The organism is Alloprevotella sp. OH1205_COT-284 (assembly GCF_003859795.1).
Taxonomy (GTDB): domain Bacteria; phylum Bacteroidota; class Bacteroidia; order Bacteroidales; family Bacteroidaceae; genus Alloprevotella.
Genome location: NZ_RQYI01000005.1, coordinates 1 through 15,504 on the forward strand (window position 1 = coordinate 1; position 15,504 = coordinate 15,504).

At 50.1% G+C, this 15,504-nt stretch carries 15 protein-coding genes; 10 read left to right on the plus strand and 5 right to left on the minus strand.

Features of this window, described 5'->3' with window-relative positions:
* The first annotated feature begins 794 nt into the window (after positions 1-794).
* Genes EII14_RS02375 through EII14_RS02420 form a run of 10 tightly spaced genes read left to right on the plus strand, consistent with a single transcriptional unit; the run spans position 795 to position 11,061 of the window.
* Positions 795-1,145, plus strand: coding sequence for an NADH-quinone oxidoreductase subunit A (locus tag EII14_RS02375; RefSeq protein WP_124930975.1), 351 nt, complete (start codon positions 795-797; stop codon positions 1,143-1,145).
* Complete coding sequence (locus tag EII14_RS02380; RefSeq protein WP_124930976.1) at positions 1,136-1,774, plus strand: NADH-quinone oxidoreductase subunit B; 639 nt, start codon at positions 1,136-1,138, stop codon at positions 1,772-1,774. The genes EII14_RS02375 and EII14_RS02380 overlap by 10 nt, the downstream gene beginning before the upstream one ends.
* Entirely contained in the window at positions 1,775-3,511 is a 1,737-nt protein-coding gene (locus EII14_RS02385; protein WP_124930977.1) for an NADH-quinone oxidoreductase subunit C, read from the plus strand. It abuts the gene before it with no gap.
* Between the two features lie 55 nt (positions 3,512-3,566).
* Positions 3,567-4,646 carry a complex I subunit 1 family protein gene (locus EII14_RS02390; RefSeq protein WP_124930978.1) on the plus strand — a complete coding sequence of 360 codons (1,080 nt, stop codon included), beginning with the start codon at positions 3,567-3,569 and terminating at the stop codon, positions 4,644-4,646.
* Between the two features lie 27 nt (positions 4,647-4,673).
* Positions 4,674-5,141 (plus strand): 4Fe-4S binding protein, encoded by a 468-nt coding sequence (locus EII14_RS02395; protein WP_124930979.1) that lies wholly within the window; start codon positions 4,674-4,676, stop codon positions 5,139-5,141.
* Between the two features lie 20 nt (positions 5,142-5,161).
* On the plus strand, positions 5,162-5,680 hold the full coding sequence (locus EII14_RS02400; protein ID WP_124930980.1) for an NADH-quinone oxidoreductase subunit J: 519 nt from the start codon (positions 5,162-5,164) through the stop codon (positions 5,678-5,680).
* 26 nt (positions 5,681-5,706) lie between these two features.
* Positions 5,707-6,015 (plus strand): NADH-quinone oxidoreductase subunit NuoK, encoded by a 309-nt coding sequence (gene nuoK, locus EII14_RS02405; RefSeq protein ID WP_124930981.1) that lies wholly within the window; start codon positions 5,707-5,709, stop codon positions 6,013-6,015.
* A gap of 21 nt (positions 6,016-6,036) precedes the next feature.
* Positions 6,037-8,007 carry an NADH-quinone oxidoreductase subunit L gene (gene nuoL / locus EII14_RS02410; protein WP_124930982.1) on the plus strand — a complete coding sequence of 657 codons (1,971 nt, stop codon included), beginning with the start codon at positions 6,037-6,039 and terminating at the stop codon, positions 8,005-8,007.
* A gap of 10 nt (positions 8,008-8,017) precedes the next feature.
* Positions 8,018-9,553 (plus strand): NuoM family protein, encoded by a 1,536-nt coding sequence (locus tag EII14_RS02415; RefSeq protein ID WP_124930983.1) that lies wholly within the window; start codon positions 8,018-8,020, stop codon positions 9,551-9,553.
* Positions 9,554-9,585: 32 nt separating this feature from the next.
* Complete coding sequence (locus EII14_RS02420) at positions 9,586-11,061, plus strand: NADH-quinone oxidoreductase subunit N (protein ID WP_124930984.1); 1,476 nt, start codon at positions 9,586-9,588, stop codon at positions 11,059-11,061.
* Between the two features lie 302 nt (positions 11,062-11,363).
* Here the strand turns inward: EII14_RS02420 and smpB are convergent, their stop codons facing one another.
* The 5 genes from smpB to efp all read right to left on the minus strand — a co-directional run bounded on the left by smpB (position 11,364) and on the right by efp (position 15,423).
* Positions 11,364-11,840 carry an SsrA-binding protein SmpB gene (gene smpB, locus EII14_RS02425; RefSeq protein ID WP_124930985.1) on the minus strand — a complete coding sequence of 159 codons (477 nt, stop codon included), beginning with the start codon at positions 11,838-11,840 and terminating at the stop codon, positions 11,364-11,366.
* A complete protein-coding gene (locus tag EII14_RS02430; RefSeq protein ID WP_124930986.1) occupies positions 11,833-12,339 on the minus strand; it encodes a DMP19 family protein in 507 nt (168 codons plus the stop codon). Before EII14_RS02430 ends, smpB begins: the two co-directional genes overlap by 8 nt.
* Positions 12,336-13,655 carry a DEAD/DEAH box helicase gene (locus EII14_RS02435; protein ID WP_124930987.1) on the minus strand — a complete coding sequence of 440 codons (1,320 nt, stop codon included), beginning with the start codon at positions 13,653-13,655 and terminating at the stop codon, positions 12,336-12,338. Before EII14_RS02435 ends, EII14_RS02430 begins: the two co-directional genes overlap by 4 nt.
* A 312-nt stretch (positions 13,656-13,967) precedes the next feature.
* Positions 13,968-14,129: a hypothetical protein gene (locus tag EII14_RS09265; protein ID WP_158608295.1), complete on the minus strand. Its 162-nt coding sequence runs from the start codon at positions 14,127-14,129 to the stop codon at positions 13,968-13,970.
* A gap of 727 nt (positions 14,130-14,856) precedes the next feature.
* Complete coding sequence (gene efp, locus EII14_RS02440) at positions 14,857-15,423, minus strand: elongation factor P (protein ID WP_124930988.1); 567 nt, start codon at positions 15,421-15,423, stop codon at positions 14,857-14,859.
* Positions 15,424-15,504: the final 81 nt, after the last annotated feature.

The following is a 15,504-nucleotide window of genomic DNA, read 5'->3' on the forward strand; positions in this document are numbered from 1 at the left end:
ATCGAAGAGAACAATGGGCGCACCACCCTATTGCACGAACGAAAAATCAGACAGCAAAAAAACGAAACGGAATGGGAGGAAGGATTTTCTACCTAACGAGTAGAATATTCTATCTCTCATGTAGAAAATCCCACCTCCCGGGGAGATGACATCACCTCCAAAAGACGAGAAAACGAAAAGCGACCATTCGCAAAAATAGAAATGAGAATAACGGAAAAAGAAAAAGCGCGGAAAATCACGGTCTTTTTGCAAGAAACAAAAGTCATCGAAGAGAGAGAGGTAGCCCTCACGCGTCTTTCCAGCCGCCGAACGCCGATAAATTCTTCTTTTTGCAAATTAAACTTATCAATTCATTTGTGCAATTATTGAAAAGTCGTATCTTTGCGCTCAAATACAAATCACCTCACCTTCACGGTGTGCCCACACAGCACGACATGGAACACAATAACAGGAGGAGAGGCCTTGTATATCAAAACCCCGACAAAGTGAACAAAGACAGCATAAGAGGCAACAGAATCAGCTCTTTTGCCTTTGACAATAAGACCTTGAAGATGAGCCATTGTGCCCATCTCAACGTGCATTGTGTCCGCATATCGGCAATATGACTTTCGCCGAGTTGCGGACATTTGTCTTTTTCTTCCTACCGGACGAAAGGCATTCGACCGTGCATAAGTTTTCTTTTCGGAAACGGCGGCACATCGTTTTGACATTCGGATTTCCGAAAGGGAACGGAAAGATTTCAACCGTAGAATAAAACAACTTAAATTCAACCATAAACACACTTTTTTTGAGCTATGAACTTTACCCTATTTGTCACCGCATTACTGACCGGCCTCGGTTTTGTCGGTTTGGTGACGGTATTGGCCAAGCTGCTTGCACCGCGTAGCTTCAATGCACAAAAGGAGGATCCGTTTGAATGCGGCATTCCCACGCGCGGTCGCTCGTGGATGCAGTTTCGTGTGGGCTACTACCTCTTTGCCATTCTCTTCTTGATGTTTGACGTGGAAACGATGTTTCTTTTTCCATGGGCAGTTGTGATGAACTCCATGGGAACAGCGGCCTTGTTGAGCGTGGTGTTCTTTTTATTTATATTAGTTCTGGGCTTGGCTTACGCTTGGAAGAAAGGAGCTTTGGAATGGCAATAAAGAAAAATCCCATTATCGACAATATCCCTCATGAAGAGTTTCAAGACAACGAAACTCTCGAAAAACTTGTCGAAGAACTTAACCAAAACGGCGTCGGCGTAGTGGTCGGTGCGCTCGACAAGCTCATCGACTGGGGGCGCAGCAACTCGCTTTGGCCACTGACTTTTGCCACAAGCTGTTGCGGAATCGAGTTCATGGCCGTGGCGGCAGCTCGCTACGACATGGCACGCTTTGGTTTTGAAATCACTCGCAACAGCCCTCGGCAGGCCGACGTGATCTTGGTGAACGGCACCATCACCACGAAGATGGCTCCCGTGTTGAAACGTCTATACAACCAAATGGCCGACCCCAAGTATGTGGTGGCCATCGGCGGTTGTGCCATATCGGGAGGGCCTTTTACCAAAAGCTACCACGTGGTGAAAGGTGTGGACAAAATCATCCCCGTGGATGTGTATGTGCCCGGCTGTCCGCCTCGTCCCGAAGCCTTTCTTTACGGCATGATGCAACTGCAACGCAAAGTGAGAGTGGAAAACTTCTTCGGAACGGTCAATCGCAAAGAACAAGACCCCTACAAGGAGAAAATGGACGAACAATATGTCGAACTGCTAAAACAACAGGAGGAAGCGTAAATGGAAGAGAACGAAAAAAGCATCTGTCCCGAAACCCCTCAACCCCAACCGGTGCAAGAGGAGAAAAAGGAAACGGCTCCCACCGACAAATCGACATCGCAACCGACAGCGGCACCCACTCCGAAACCTGCCGCTCCGAGACCGACACCTCCACCGGCTTCACCGGCGAAGAACGAAATAAAGCCCGAGGTCGTGACACCCGAAGAGCTGCACGAACGTCTGGCACATCTCAAAGCCGAAGGCTACTCGCTGCTCGAAAATCTCACCGGAACAGACTGGGGAGAAGAGGGAATGGGAGTGGTCTATTCGCTCACCAATCCCGAAACGTTCGACATGACCCATGTCAAGGTCATTGCCGCCGACAAAGAAACGCCATACCTCGACAGCGTGACCGACCTTTGGGACATTGCCAACTTCTACGAACGGGAAGTTTATGACTTTTACGGCATCATCTTCCTCAATCACCCCGACTTGCGACGCCTCTTCCTGCGCGAAGATTGGGTGGGACACCCTTTCCGCAAAAACGGATATGAGGAAAGCAATAATCCCGAAATAGCAGAAACCGACGAGCCAATATCGGATTTGGCCGTGAAATACACGCTGACGCCCGACGGAAAACTTCATAAAGAGGAAACACCGCTGTTTGCCGAAGAAGACTATGTGATCAATCTCGGCCCTCAGCACCCCTCCACACACGGCGTGTTGCACTTTCGCACACGTCTCGAAGGCGAAATCATCACCAAGATCGATCCGCACCTCGGCTACATTCATCGCGGTATCGAGAAGATCAGCGAAGAACTGACCTATCCGCAAACGCTCGCCCTGACCGACCGCATGGACTATCTCGGCGCGATGCAAAACCGCCATGCGCTTTGCATGTGTATCGAGCAGGCCTTGGGCGTAGAGGTAAGCGACCGGGTGCAAGTGATCCGCACGATCATGGACGAGTTGCAACGCATTGATTCACACCTGCTTTTCTTCTCGTGCCTGTGTCAGGATCTCGGTGCGACGACCTCATTCCTCTACGGTTTCCGCGATCGTGAAAAAGTGCTCGACATTTTTGAAGAAACCTGCGGCGGTCGTCTGATTCTCAACTACAACATGATCGGAGGACTGGCCTATGACATCCATCCCAACTTTCAACGACGTGTCAAGGAATTCATTCCCATGATGCGCAAGAACTTGAAAGAATACGACGATATTTTCACAGGAAACGTCATTTTCCAAAATCGCTCGAAAGGAGTGGGCATACTCAGCAAAGAGCAAGTGATCTCTTTCGGCTGCACCGGCGGCACGGGACGCGCCTCGGGTTGGCACAACGACCTGCGCAAACATCGCCCCTATGCGGCCTACGACCGGGTGGAATTCAAAGAAGTGGTGCGCACGGAAGGCGACAGCTTTGCCCGATATATGATTCGTCTTGACGAAATCCGCGAGTCGCTACACATCATCGAACAGCTCATCGACAACATTCCCGAAGGCAAAATTGCCGAAAAGATGAAGCCTGTGCTTAAATTGCCCGTCGGCAGCTACTATTCCGCCGTCGAAGGCAGCCGCGGCATTTTGGGCGTACACATCGAAAGCAAGGGAGACAAAATGCCCTATCGTTTGCACTATCGCGCCACCGGACTGCCTCTTGTGGCCGTAATGGACACGGCCTGCACCGGATATATGATTGCCGACCTCATCGCCATCGGCGGAACAATCGACTACGTCGTGCCCGACATCGACCGATGAGAAAAGCCGCCTTGAACCCAACGCTACAAATCACACCTAAAATTCAAATACGAATATGTTTGACTTTTCAGACGTAACGACACCGCTACACGCATTTCTTAGCAGATTGCTCGGCGAGAGCCTTGCCGTAGTGACGGAATGCGTGCTCGTGGCCGTGGCACTCATCAGTATTTATGCTGTTTTTGCCATGATCATGATTTACGCCGAGCGCAAAGTTTGCGCCGCCTTTCAATGCCGCATCGGCCCCGATCGCGTCGGAAAATGGGGTTGGTTGCAAGTCATCAGCGACGTGTTGAAGATGATGACCAAAGAGGTGATCAACCTCCGACAAACCGACCGTTTCCTTCATCGCATCGCCCCTTTTCTGGTGGTGACGGCCTCGATGACGACTTTTGCCTGCCTGCCTTGGAACAAGGGCGCACAAATCATCGACTTCAACGTCGGCGTGTTTTTCTTTTTGGCCGTGGGCAGTGTGGGCGTGGTCGGCATATTGCTGGCCGGTTGGTCGTCCAACAACAAATACTCCCTCATCGGCGCAATGCGTTCGGGAGCGCAGATCATCTCCTACGAATTGTCTATCGGCATGGTGATGCTGACCATGATCTGCCTCACGGGAACGATGAGCTTTTCCGAAATCTGTCAGCAACAAGCCGACTTGGGGTGGAACATCTTCCGCGGACATATCATAGCACTGCCTGCTTTCATCATCTATCTGATTGCCGGAAATGCCGAGTGTAATCGCGGTCCTTTCGACCTTCCGGAGAGCGAAAGCGAACTCACGGCAGGTTATCACACGGAATATTCGGGCATGGACTTCGGCTACTATTATCTGGCAGAATACCTCAACATCGTGGTGTGTGCCGGCATTGCCGCCACCATATTCCTCGGCGGTTGGGCACCTTTCGTCGTTCCCGGTCTTGACGGCTTCAACGAGGTGATGTCGATGATCCCCGGCTTTGTGTGGTTTGTGGGCAAGACCTTCTTTGTCATCGGTTTGCTGCTGTGGCAACGTTGGACATTCCCACGTCTGCGCATCGACCAAATCCTGACTCTCGAATGGAAATATCTGATTCCCATTTCTATGACCTTACTCATCGGCATGGCGCTCCTCGTGAGCTTCGGCCTCACCTTTTAATTCACCTCTCAACAAACTATTACGATTATGGAACAACAAGGCTACTTCGCCGGTCTTATGGGAGGTATAAAGAGTTTGTGCACCGGTCTGAAAGTGACGATGCGCGAATTTTGGACTCCGAAAATCACCGAGCGTTACCCCGAAAATCGGAAAACGAACAAAATGTTCGAACGCTTCCGCGGACAACTCATTCTCCCTCACAACGAACTCAATGAACACAAATGCGTAGGGTGTGGCATCTGTCAAATGGTCTGCCCCAATGACACGATTGTCATCAAGTCGGAAATGCGGGAGGGAGAAGACGGCAAAAAGCGCAAGGTGCTCGTCGAACATGTCTACGACCACGGCCGTTGCATGTATTGCATGCTCTGCGTGACGAGCTGCCCTCATGGCGCACTCGCTTTCGACAACGAATTTGAATACGCCGTGTTTGATCGCACAAAACTCGTGAAACAACTGAATCATCCCGGTTCGAAGGTTCAACCCAAGAAGTAACGCTAAAATCAACAATAAGAATGAACGCACAAGACATCATGTTCGTGATATTGGCTGTGCTCATCGTTTGCTCGTCCATCGCCACAGTGGTGACCAAAAGCATCGTTCGTGCCGCCACCTACTTACTTTTCGTTCTTCTCGGCACGGCCGGTTTGTATTTCTTGCTGGGATATACTTTTCTGGGAAGTGTGCAAATCATGGTCTACGCCGGAGGCATCATCGTGCTCTACGTCTTCTCGATCTTGCTCACCAGCGGGAAACAGGAGCGACTCACCGAAAATTCACGTTTGAAATCTCTTTCGGCACTACTGCTGAGCCTCGTTGGGCTGGCCGTGGTGGTCGGTATATTTTGGGCACACGGATTTATCGGTGCGGAAACGCTCACAGCTCCCTCGGAAGCGGCAACTCCTTCGATGCACCAAATCGGAGAGCACATGCTTTCGACCGATCGAAAAGGCTATCTGCTTCCTTTTGAAGCCGTTTCCGTTTTGCTGCTCGCCTGCATCGTGGGCGGTTTGCTCATTGCACGAAAACGTTAATCCGTCCCTTCAAACTCATTTTTGCTATGATTCAAATCGAATATTTCCTCTTCGTTTCGGCCATTATGATGTTTGCCGGGATCTATGGCTTTATCACTCGCAAAAGCACACTGGCCATTCTGCTGAGCATCGAACTCATGCTCAATGCCGCCGACATCAATTTTGCCGTATTCAACCGCCTGCTCTATCCGAACGGACACGAAGGCTTGTTTTTTGCCATTTTCGGCATAGCCATTGCCGCCGCTGAGAGCGCCGTGGCCATCGCCATTATGATCAACATTTATCGTCAGTTGCAAAACATCTCCGTAGACCAACTCACCAAGATGAAATGGTAACTTTCAAAGTAATTTAGCACAATGGAACATACAATTTTCATCCTTTTACTGCCGCTATTCTCTTTTTTGCTCATCGGCGTGATCGACATGGACATCACCAAGACGGGCAAAGTGTGGAGTCACAAAGCGGCAGGCTTGATCGGGACAAGCTCCTTGGCCGTTGTCACGCTCTTGTCCTACCTGACAGCCTACGAATACTTCACCGCCGAACGTCTGACCGATGGCACTTTCGCTACAATCGTGCCCTACAACTTCACGTGGCTTCCGCTCGGCACACTTCATTTTGATTTGGGTATCCTGCTCGATCCCATATCCGTGATGATGCTTGTGGTGATCTCCACCGTTTCGCTCATGGTTCACCTCTATTCGTTCGGCTACATGAACGGCGAAAAAGGTTTTCAACGCTACTACGCTTTTTTGAGTCTGTTCACCATGTCGATGTTGGGGCTTGTGTTGGCCACCAACATCTTCCAAATGTATCTGTTTTGGGAGTTGGTCGGTGTGTCTTCCTATTTGCTCATCGGCTTTTACTACACCTCTCCGGCCGCTATCGCAGCTTCCAAGAAAGCATTTATCGTCACACGATTTGCCGACATGTTTTTCTTGGTGGGAATTCTCATCTTCGGCTATTTCGCCGAATCGTTCAGCTTCTCTTTCTCCGGCACGATTCAGTTGGCCGAAGGGGCTGCCGCATTCCAAACAGTCAATATATCGAAAGAGGTGGCAGCCGCAGGTTTCCTTATTCCCACCGCTCTCGTACTGATGTTTATCGGAGGAGCCGGAAAGAGCGCCATGTTCCCTCTGCACATTTGGTTGCCCGACGCAATGGAAGGCCCGACTCCTGTTTCAGCCCTCATCCACGCCGCAACAATGGTTGTGGCCGGTGTTTTTCAAATCGCCCGCATGTTTCCCATGTGGATGGAATATGCTCCCGACAGTCTTTCGATCGTTGTGTGGGTCGGTGCACTCACCGCTTTCTATGCCGCGGCGGTGGCCTGCGTACAAACCGACATCAAGCGAGTGTTGGCCTTCTCCACCATTTCGCAAATTGCCTTTATGATGGTGGCACTCGGTGCCTGCCTGCCCGGTCACGGCGATCATCTCATCGACAACCATTCGAGCCTCGGCTATATGGCCTCGATGTTCCACCTCTTCACCCACGCCATGTTCAAAGCCTGCCTTTTCCTCGGAGCGGGTTGCATCATTCATGCCGTCCACAGCAACGAGATGAGCGACATGGGCGGTTTGCGCAAATACATGCCCATAACCCACGCCACCTTCCTCATCAGTTGCTTGGCCATAGCCGGCATTCCGGGATTGAGCGGTTTCTTTTCAAAAGACGAAATCATCACAGCCTGCTTTGCATACAGTCCTTTGCTCGGTTGGTGGATGACGGTCGTGGCGGCTATGACGGCTTTCTACATGTTCCGTCTCTACTACGGCATTTTCTGGGGTAAGGACAACAGTGAAGCCTATGCACACCATACCCCCCACGAGGCTTCGTGGACAATGACCGTACCCTTGATCGTTTTGAGCCTCATCACGATCGTTGGAGGTTGGATACCTTTCGGTCATCTTGTCAGCGCAACCGGCCAAGCCTACGACATTCACCTCAACACGCAAGTGGCCGTCACCAGCAGCGTCATTGCCATTGTCGCCATCGGCCTTGCCACTTGGATCTTTGCCGGAAAGCAGCAACCCATCGCTCAAAAGATGTATGCCGCTGCGCCGCGTCTTCATCGTTGGGCATACAAACGCTTCTATTTGGATGAAGTCTATCAATTCGTCACGCACCGCATCATTTTCCGACGCATCTCCTCTCCCATTGCCCGGTTCGACCGCCGCGTCATCGACGGTTTCTTCGACTTCTTGGCATGGGGCACGCACCGCACGGCAGCTCTCATCCGGAATTTCCAAAGCGGCAACGTTCAGCATTACGCTTTCGCGTTCTTGCTGGGTGCGCTTCTTCTCTTACTCCTCATGATCTTCTAAATCCAACCCTATGAATTTTCTTTCGATATTCGTACTCATTCCTTTGTTGATGTTGCTCGGTCTTTGGGCAGCTCGCAACCTCAATCAAGTTCGAGGAGTGATGGTGACGGGAAGCACTGCACTTTTGGCACTCTCCGTTTATCTTGTATTCGCCTTTTTGGATGCACGTTCCCTCGACCCTCAAAGCGAGATGCTCTTCGTGAAGAGTATCGAGTGGTTTCCTCCGCTCCACATCACCTACACCGTGGGGGTAGACGGCATCAGTGTGGCCATGCTGCTCCTTTCGGCCGTCATCGTCTTCACCGGCACATTCGCCTCTTGGCAACTTCGCCCTCTCACCAAAGAGTACTTCCTTTGGTTCACACTGCTCTCCATGGGCGTGTTCGGTTTCTTTATCACGATCGACATGTTCGCCATGTTCATGTTCTACGAGATCGCCCTCATCCCGATGTATCTGCTCATCGGCGTTTGGGGATCGGGACGTAAAGAATATTCCGCCATGAAACTCACCCTCATGCTCATGGGAGGTTCTGCCTTCCTGATGTGCGGCATATTCGGCATTTTCTACGGTGCCGGCGGACAAACCATGAACATCATCGACATTGCCAACCAAACCGGCGGAGCTCATGCCATTGACGGCAACTGGCAAATGCTTTGGTTTCCGATGACATTTGTAGGCTTCGGAATCCTCGGCGCACTCTTTCCTTTCCACACTTGGTCGCCCGACGGTCACGCCTCCGCCCCGACGGCCGTTTCGATGCTCCACGCCGGCGTTCTCATGAAGCTCGGCGGATACGGCTGTTTCCGCATCGCGATGTATCTGCTTCCCGAAGCCGCCAACGAATTAAGCTGGATTTTCCTCATTCTGACAGGTATCTCCGTCGTGTATGGCGCATTTTCGGCTTGTGTGCAAACCGACCTCAAATATATCAATGCTTATTCTTCCGTATCTCACTGCGGTCTTGTACTGTTTGCCATCTGTATGGCCACCGAGACAGCAAGTGTCGGTGCCATTCTCCAAATGCTTTCTCATGGTCTGATGACAGCATTGTTTTTTGCCCTCATCGGCTTTATTTATGGCAGAACACACACCCGTGACATTCGTGAGCTGGCCGGTTTGATGAAAATCATGCCTTTCCTTGCCGTGTGCTATGTCATCGCCGGTTTGGCCAATTTGGGACTCCCCGGTTTGTCGGGCTTTGTGGCCGAGATGACGATCTTTGTCGGCTCTTTTGAAAATCCCGGCACGTTCTACACGGCAATGACCGTCATTGCCTGCACATCTATCGTCATCACGGCGGTCTACATCCTCCGTCTTGTCGGAAAGATCCTTTACGGCACTCCCACCAACCCTCATCACCTTCAACTCACCGATGCGACTTGGGACGAACGTTTCTCCGTCATCTGTCTTATCCTTGCCGTTGCCGGACTCGGTCTTGCACCGTTTTGGGTGAGCGACATGATACAAACCGGTGTTCACCCCGTCATCGAACAGCTTCAAGCCGCAGGCAGTCTGTTTGACAGTCATTCCAATCCTTTTTTGTAAACTCCCACAATTCTTAGAAATTCATTATACCCATGGATTACTCCCAGTTTCTCTCCATGCAGGCCGAACTCTCTTTGTTGGCGGTGATCATCGTTCTCTTTGTGGCCGATCTCTTTATGAGTGCCGACAACAAAGGCGGTAAGGGAGTGTACAACACCCCGCTGCCCGTAGCCTTGTTGGCACTGCACACGCTCTTTCTGCTCTACTCTCTATGCCCTCAGTCCGGTTCATGTCATCACGCGCTGAGTGCAGGCTCGGCTTTCGGAGGCATGTTTCTCTCCACCCCGATGACAACGATCGTCAAACTCACCCTCAACCTCGGCACGCTCATCGTGTTTCTCATGGCACACCGCTGGCTTTCTCGCGAGGAAAACCTCGTCAAGCAGGGTGAGTTCTACATCATCACGCTCTTCACGCTCCTCGGCATGTATTTCATGATGTCGAGCGGTCACTTCCTCATGTTTTTCATCGGTTTGGAACTTGCTTCCGTACCTATTTCCGCCTTGGTAGCTTTCGACAAGTACCGTTACGAAAGTGCGGAGGCTGCGGCAAAATTCATTCTGCTCGCTCTTTTCTCGGCATCGCTTTTGCTTTACGGCGTTTCCCTCATTTACGGTTGTTCGGGCAGTCTGTATTTTGCCGACATCTCTCGTTTCTTCCCCTCCGTCGATGCGCTTTTTCTACTCGGTGTAGCCTTTTTCGTGGCCGGCATGGGTTTCAAGCTCTCTCTTGTTCCGTTCCACCTCTGGACGGCCGACACCTATCAAGGTGCTCCCACGGTTGTCACGGCTCATCTCAGCGTCCTTTCCAAAGGAGCGGCGGCTTTCACCCTGCTTTCTATCTTGATACACTTCTCTTTCAATGAGATCATCTTTCAAGCGTGGAACGAGGTCTTCGTTTGGCTCATCATCGCCTCCATTACCGTGGGCAACCTTTTTGCCATTCGTCAGCGCAATCTCAAACGCTTCATGGCTTTTTCCGCCATTTCCCAAGCAGGCTATCTGATACTTCCCATTCTCGGCGGAACGGCACAAGGTATGTCGTCCATGGTCTATTACCTCATTGTCTACACCGTAGCCAATTTGGGAGCATTTGCCGTCATCAACACTATCGAACAGCATAGTGGCAAACTCCTCATTGACGACTACAACGGACTGTATCGCACCAATCCGAAACTTTCTTTTCTGCTGACGCTCTGCCTTTTTTCCTTGGCCGGCATTCCGCCTTTCGCAGGTTTCTTCTCGAAGTTCTTTGTATTCATGGCCGCATTCAGTGCAGGTTGGCATTGGGTGGTTTTGGTGGCATTGATCAACACGGTCATCTCCCTTTACTACTACCTCCTCATCGTTAAAGCCATGTACATTCTTCCCTCCGAAACTCCGATTTCTCCTTTCCGCAGCGATCGCTACACTCGTGCAGCCCTCTTCATCTGCTTGGCGGGAGTCATCTTGCTCGGACTCGTCGGAAGCCTCTACACCTACATTGATACCTTCTCATTCGGCGTTTGAGAAAAGAGCTTGCTTTACGTTCTTTCTTAAAGCCGCGAGCGATGTGGCTGCTTGTTCATTTCATTGCAGCACATCAACATTCATCGGAGTTATGATACGCAGACGCCCCCTATTCTTCCTTCTATTTCTTCTCCGGATGAGTGTCGCCTATGCGCAAGAGGAACTTCATTAACACTTTCCTCAATACAGAGAGAAAAGAGCAGAATGTGTTTTCATACATTCTGCTCTTTCTCTTTTTACTTTTCCACCACTTCGTGTCAGTGACTGCAAAAAACGGTTGTTGCTCTTGTCAAAGAGCATTTTCAAAACCGTTTGACAAAGCGATCGAGTTCGCGTTTGTCTTCTCTCTCGCGAATGGAGGCTCGTTTGTCAAATTCTTTTTTTCCTCGACAAAGTGCAATATCGAGCTTTGCACGTCCCTTATTGTCAATAAACAATTGAAGCGGAACGATGGTGTAGCCCGGCGAAAGCGTATCGTTACGCAAGGACTGAATTTCTTTTTTGTTGAGCAATAACTTTCGATCTCGCCGCGTGGCGTGATTGTTGTAAGTACCGTCGGCATACTCGGCGATATACATGTTTTTCACCCACATCTCTCCATTGTGAATGAAGCAGAACGTATCGACCAGCGATGCCTTTCCGGCACGTATACTTTTGATCTCCGTGCCCGTCAAGACAATACCGGCCATATACTTGTCGATGATTTCATAGTCAAATGTTGCCCGTTTGTTTTTGATACGGATTGCGGGTATTTTTTTTCCGTTGCTTTGTTTAGCCATTCGTTATTTCGATGAAGTCGTGAATGTGTTCGTCCAAATAATAAGCGATGCGAGTGGTATATTCCTCTTCTTTCTCCATAAATTCATCGTCGAGATCTTCAAAAGCGGGATATTGCTCATAGAGTGCCATAAACTCCTCATCACTGCACGGTTTTGTGAGGACTTCGGCATACAATTCATAGAGTTCACGGGCTTTATAGAGAAATTTGGAGAAATCTTTCAGTCCCCAAAGACGCATGGCCTTGGCAAAGGGATTGAGAAAGAAGAAAGGGCCATAACCGTTGTGGATCAACTGAATGAAACCGCCGTCGCAAAGTTCGTCGCGCAAAATCACATACCCCCACAGGGTAATCTGATCGGGTTCGAGTTTTGAGAAAGCTTCAACCGTCATTTCACCGCCGACGGATGCCGCAATACCGTCCGTCACCAAACGAATGAAAGCATCCATTCCTTCGCCGGCGGCCTGTTGCAACGAGGTGTTGTCTATTTTTATCTTCATCGTTTCATTTCTTCGATAATCGTTTTCATTCCTTTGATTTTCTCTCCTCCGATCTGCTTCAACAAAGCATTGAGGGCACTCCGTTTCACGGCGGCATAAGCGGCATGATCCGCCAAGTCTATGCGCCCGATGCGCTCGGCATTGAGCCCTCCCTTTTTACATAGAAATCCCAACACATCGGCTTTCGAAAGTTTGTCTTTCTTCCCGCGACCGATGTAGAGCACCGTCCATTCCGGCCGGCAAGGGCGAGGGGTGATTTCATCGACGGAAAGCACACTGTGTTCCTTGACAAAATCGGGAACAACCTCATCCGGAGAAATCAGCAAATAGGCCGTCCCCGTGTCTTCCCAACGCGCTGTGCGTCCGGAACGATGAGTGAATGAGGCTTCGTCAAGAGGAAGATGATAGTGTACGATCGCCCGCACCATGGGGATGTCCAAACCTCTTGCGGCCAAATCGGTGCTTACCAAAATCGTGGCCGCTCCCGCCCTGAAACGATACAAAGCACGCTCACGCATGTCCTGCGGCATGCCTCCGTGATAGACCACAGCGGAGAATGAAGCCTCAGACAGAAAACGTCCTATTCTCTCGGCACTTTCACGATGACTGACAAAAACGATGACACTTTCCTGCCTTATATGCGTCAGCAATCGGGCAAGCGTGTCGAGTTTGTCTTTTTCCGGAGAGCGAACGGTGCAAATGCTCAAACGCTCTTGGAGAGAAGTGTTGTCGTCGAGATAGTCGATGGTTTGAAACTTGCGTCCTTTCAACAACGTCGGTGGGGTTGAAAGCTCCGCCGACGTTTGATCGGTTTGTTTCTCTGCCTCAAAGCGTGTGGCCGAGGTCAGTATCACTTGCGGCGTGTTGGCAAATTCCAGACCGATACGATCCATTTCGTCACGAAATCCCAATTCCAAACATTTGTCGTATTCATCGACTACGATCGTATGAGTGGACAAGTGTCGAAGATTTCCCTTGCCGATATGGTCCAGCAAGCGACCGGGCGTGGCAAAAACAATGTGGGGCTTTATTTCGCGCAAACGCCGATGTTCTTCCATCGCCGGACGTCCTCCATAAAGGCTCATGCCGCGAAATTGCGGCGCATTTTCCTTAAAAACGGCTTCCACCTGCAATGCCAATTCTCGGCTCGGCAACACTACCACGGCCTGCAAACGATCGGCAACAGGGTCGAGGCCTTTGATCACGGGCAATAAGTAGGCCAACGTCTTTCCACTCCCGGTGGGAGAGAGCAACAAAATGTTTTTCTTTTTTTCGACGGCAGCAACGGCCGTTTCCTGCATGGGGGTAAGCGTCATGGCGATAAGATAGAAAAAGGGCTGTGCCGGTGACGATGATGAAACTCCGAGTAGTAAGGATTTGAGCGCCCACACACCCTCTGTAATCCGACTTCCACACGATAAAATGCAGTATCGGCACGCCATTGGATGAAGAGCCTTCTCGGTGATTCTGAAAAAATTGATGAGTATCCCAATCTAACCAGCACAGCCTAAGGCTTGATTTTATCAAAATGGTGCGAGCACCATGATCAATCTCTCTTGATTGTGAGAGCAAAGATAAACCATTATTTCATGATTACAAAAAAAACAGGCTACTTTTTTATCGGACACTCATCGTTCGCGGCATATCTGCCTCAACAAATCGCGAAACACCCTCAAAAGCGAACGCTCTCCCATGCCGTCATTTCTCGTCGAACGCTCCGCCGCCCTTCCTTCGCTTCCCCGGCTTCCTCCGCCGATGAAACCGCCCTTTTCAAATCGAGGATAGCTCACGATATGGCTCTCTCTATGATCATCTCATGAAATTACCAAAAAACCTACACTATGCCTTGCATCTCTCTGCATTTCAACAACATGCGAGTGTATACGGGCGTTTTTCGATATACATTGAAAGAAGCTAAGTACGTGATACACAAACAAAAACGAATGTAGACAGATTTTCCCAAAACCTACACTGCCTACACGAACGATTTCGAGCCTTTGCACGCCTTCCCGATGCCTTGTGTAGAATGTAACAACGAATGTAGGTAATTCCCCACGTTGTCTACATTCGCAACAGCCTAAATATCTGCCCCTTAACATCAACAGTGTAGATAATGTAGACAAAAAGAAGATAAACTCCCTGTAAGGAGTGAAAGTTGTTTTTTTTCTCGAAGTATTATCCCGATTTCTCTTCGGATTGGTCGGATATACTTTGGAGCGTCGAAGCGCATCTTACCCAAGGAGTAGTGCAAACGGAGTAACGAGTAGAAAAATCTGTCACAGACCTAAATTCCGCAGGTTCCTGCTTGCTTCCCTTTTCGGCAATTCGGAGTTTCGGTATGACTTAAAAAAATCTTTTCTCACGTATGGGTTCCTTTTCCACTATCGAGAATAGCGTTTAAGCATTGGTAGGCGATATTCCGTTTAAGTCGATTGGTGTGCAGATTAAAAAAAGAAGTCGTGCCCAACTCATGGTTTGACACGACTTTGCTTGGTTGTTCTGCTTATCGCAAAAGCATTATCCTTTCACACGGTTTTGGTAAGAACCGTCGCGAGTATCCACTTCGACGAGTTCGCCTGTTTCGATGAAGAGGGGAACACGGATTTTGGCCCCCGTTTCGAGCGTGGCGTCTTTGAGGGTGTTGGTGGCGGTGTCGCCACGCAGGCCGGGCTCGGTGTAGTCGATGCGGAGTACCACCTTGATAGGCATTTCGGCGTAGAGAATGGTTTCGGTCGAAGCATCGCTCACAACGGTCACGATGTCGCCTTCTTTCATGTATTCCACACCGGTGATCAAATCGCGGGCGATGGGCACTTGGTCAAAAGTTTCTTGGTTCATGAAGAGGAAGTCGTCGCCCTCTTGATAGAGATATTGATAGGGACGACGCTCCACGCGCACGTCTTCAAGCGACTCGCCGATGTTGAAACGCTTTTCGAGCACGCGACCGCTCACCACGTCTTTGAGGGTGGTGCGCATGATGGTGTTACCCTTACCGGGCTTAACGTGGAGGAAGTCGATACAGAAGTAGAGTTTGCCGTCCATGCGGATGCAAACGCCCTTCTTGATGTCCTGAGATTTAATCATGAGTTTATCTTAAAATAGAGTTTTGAGTTGCTTTTGCAGCTGCAAATTTAGCGATTTTTTTTGACAGACAAGACGTTGGGT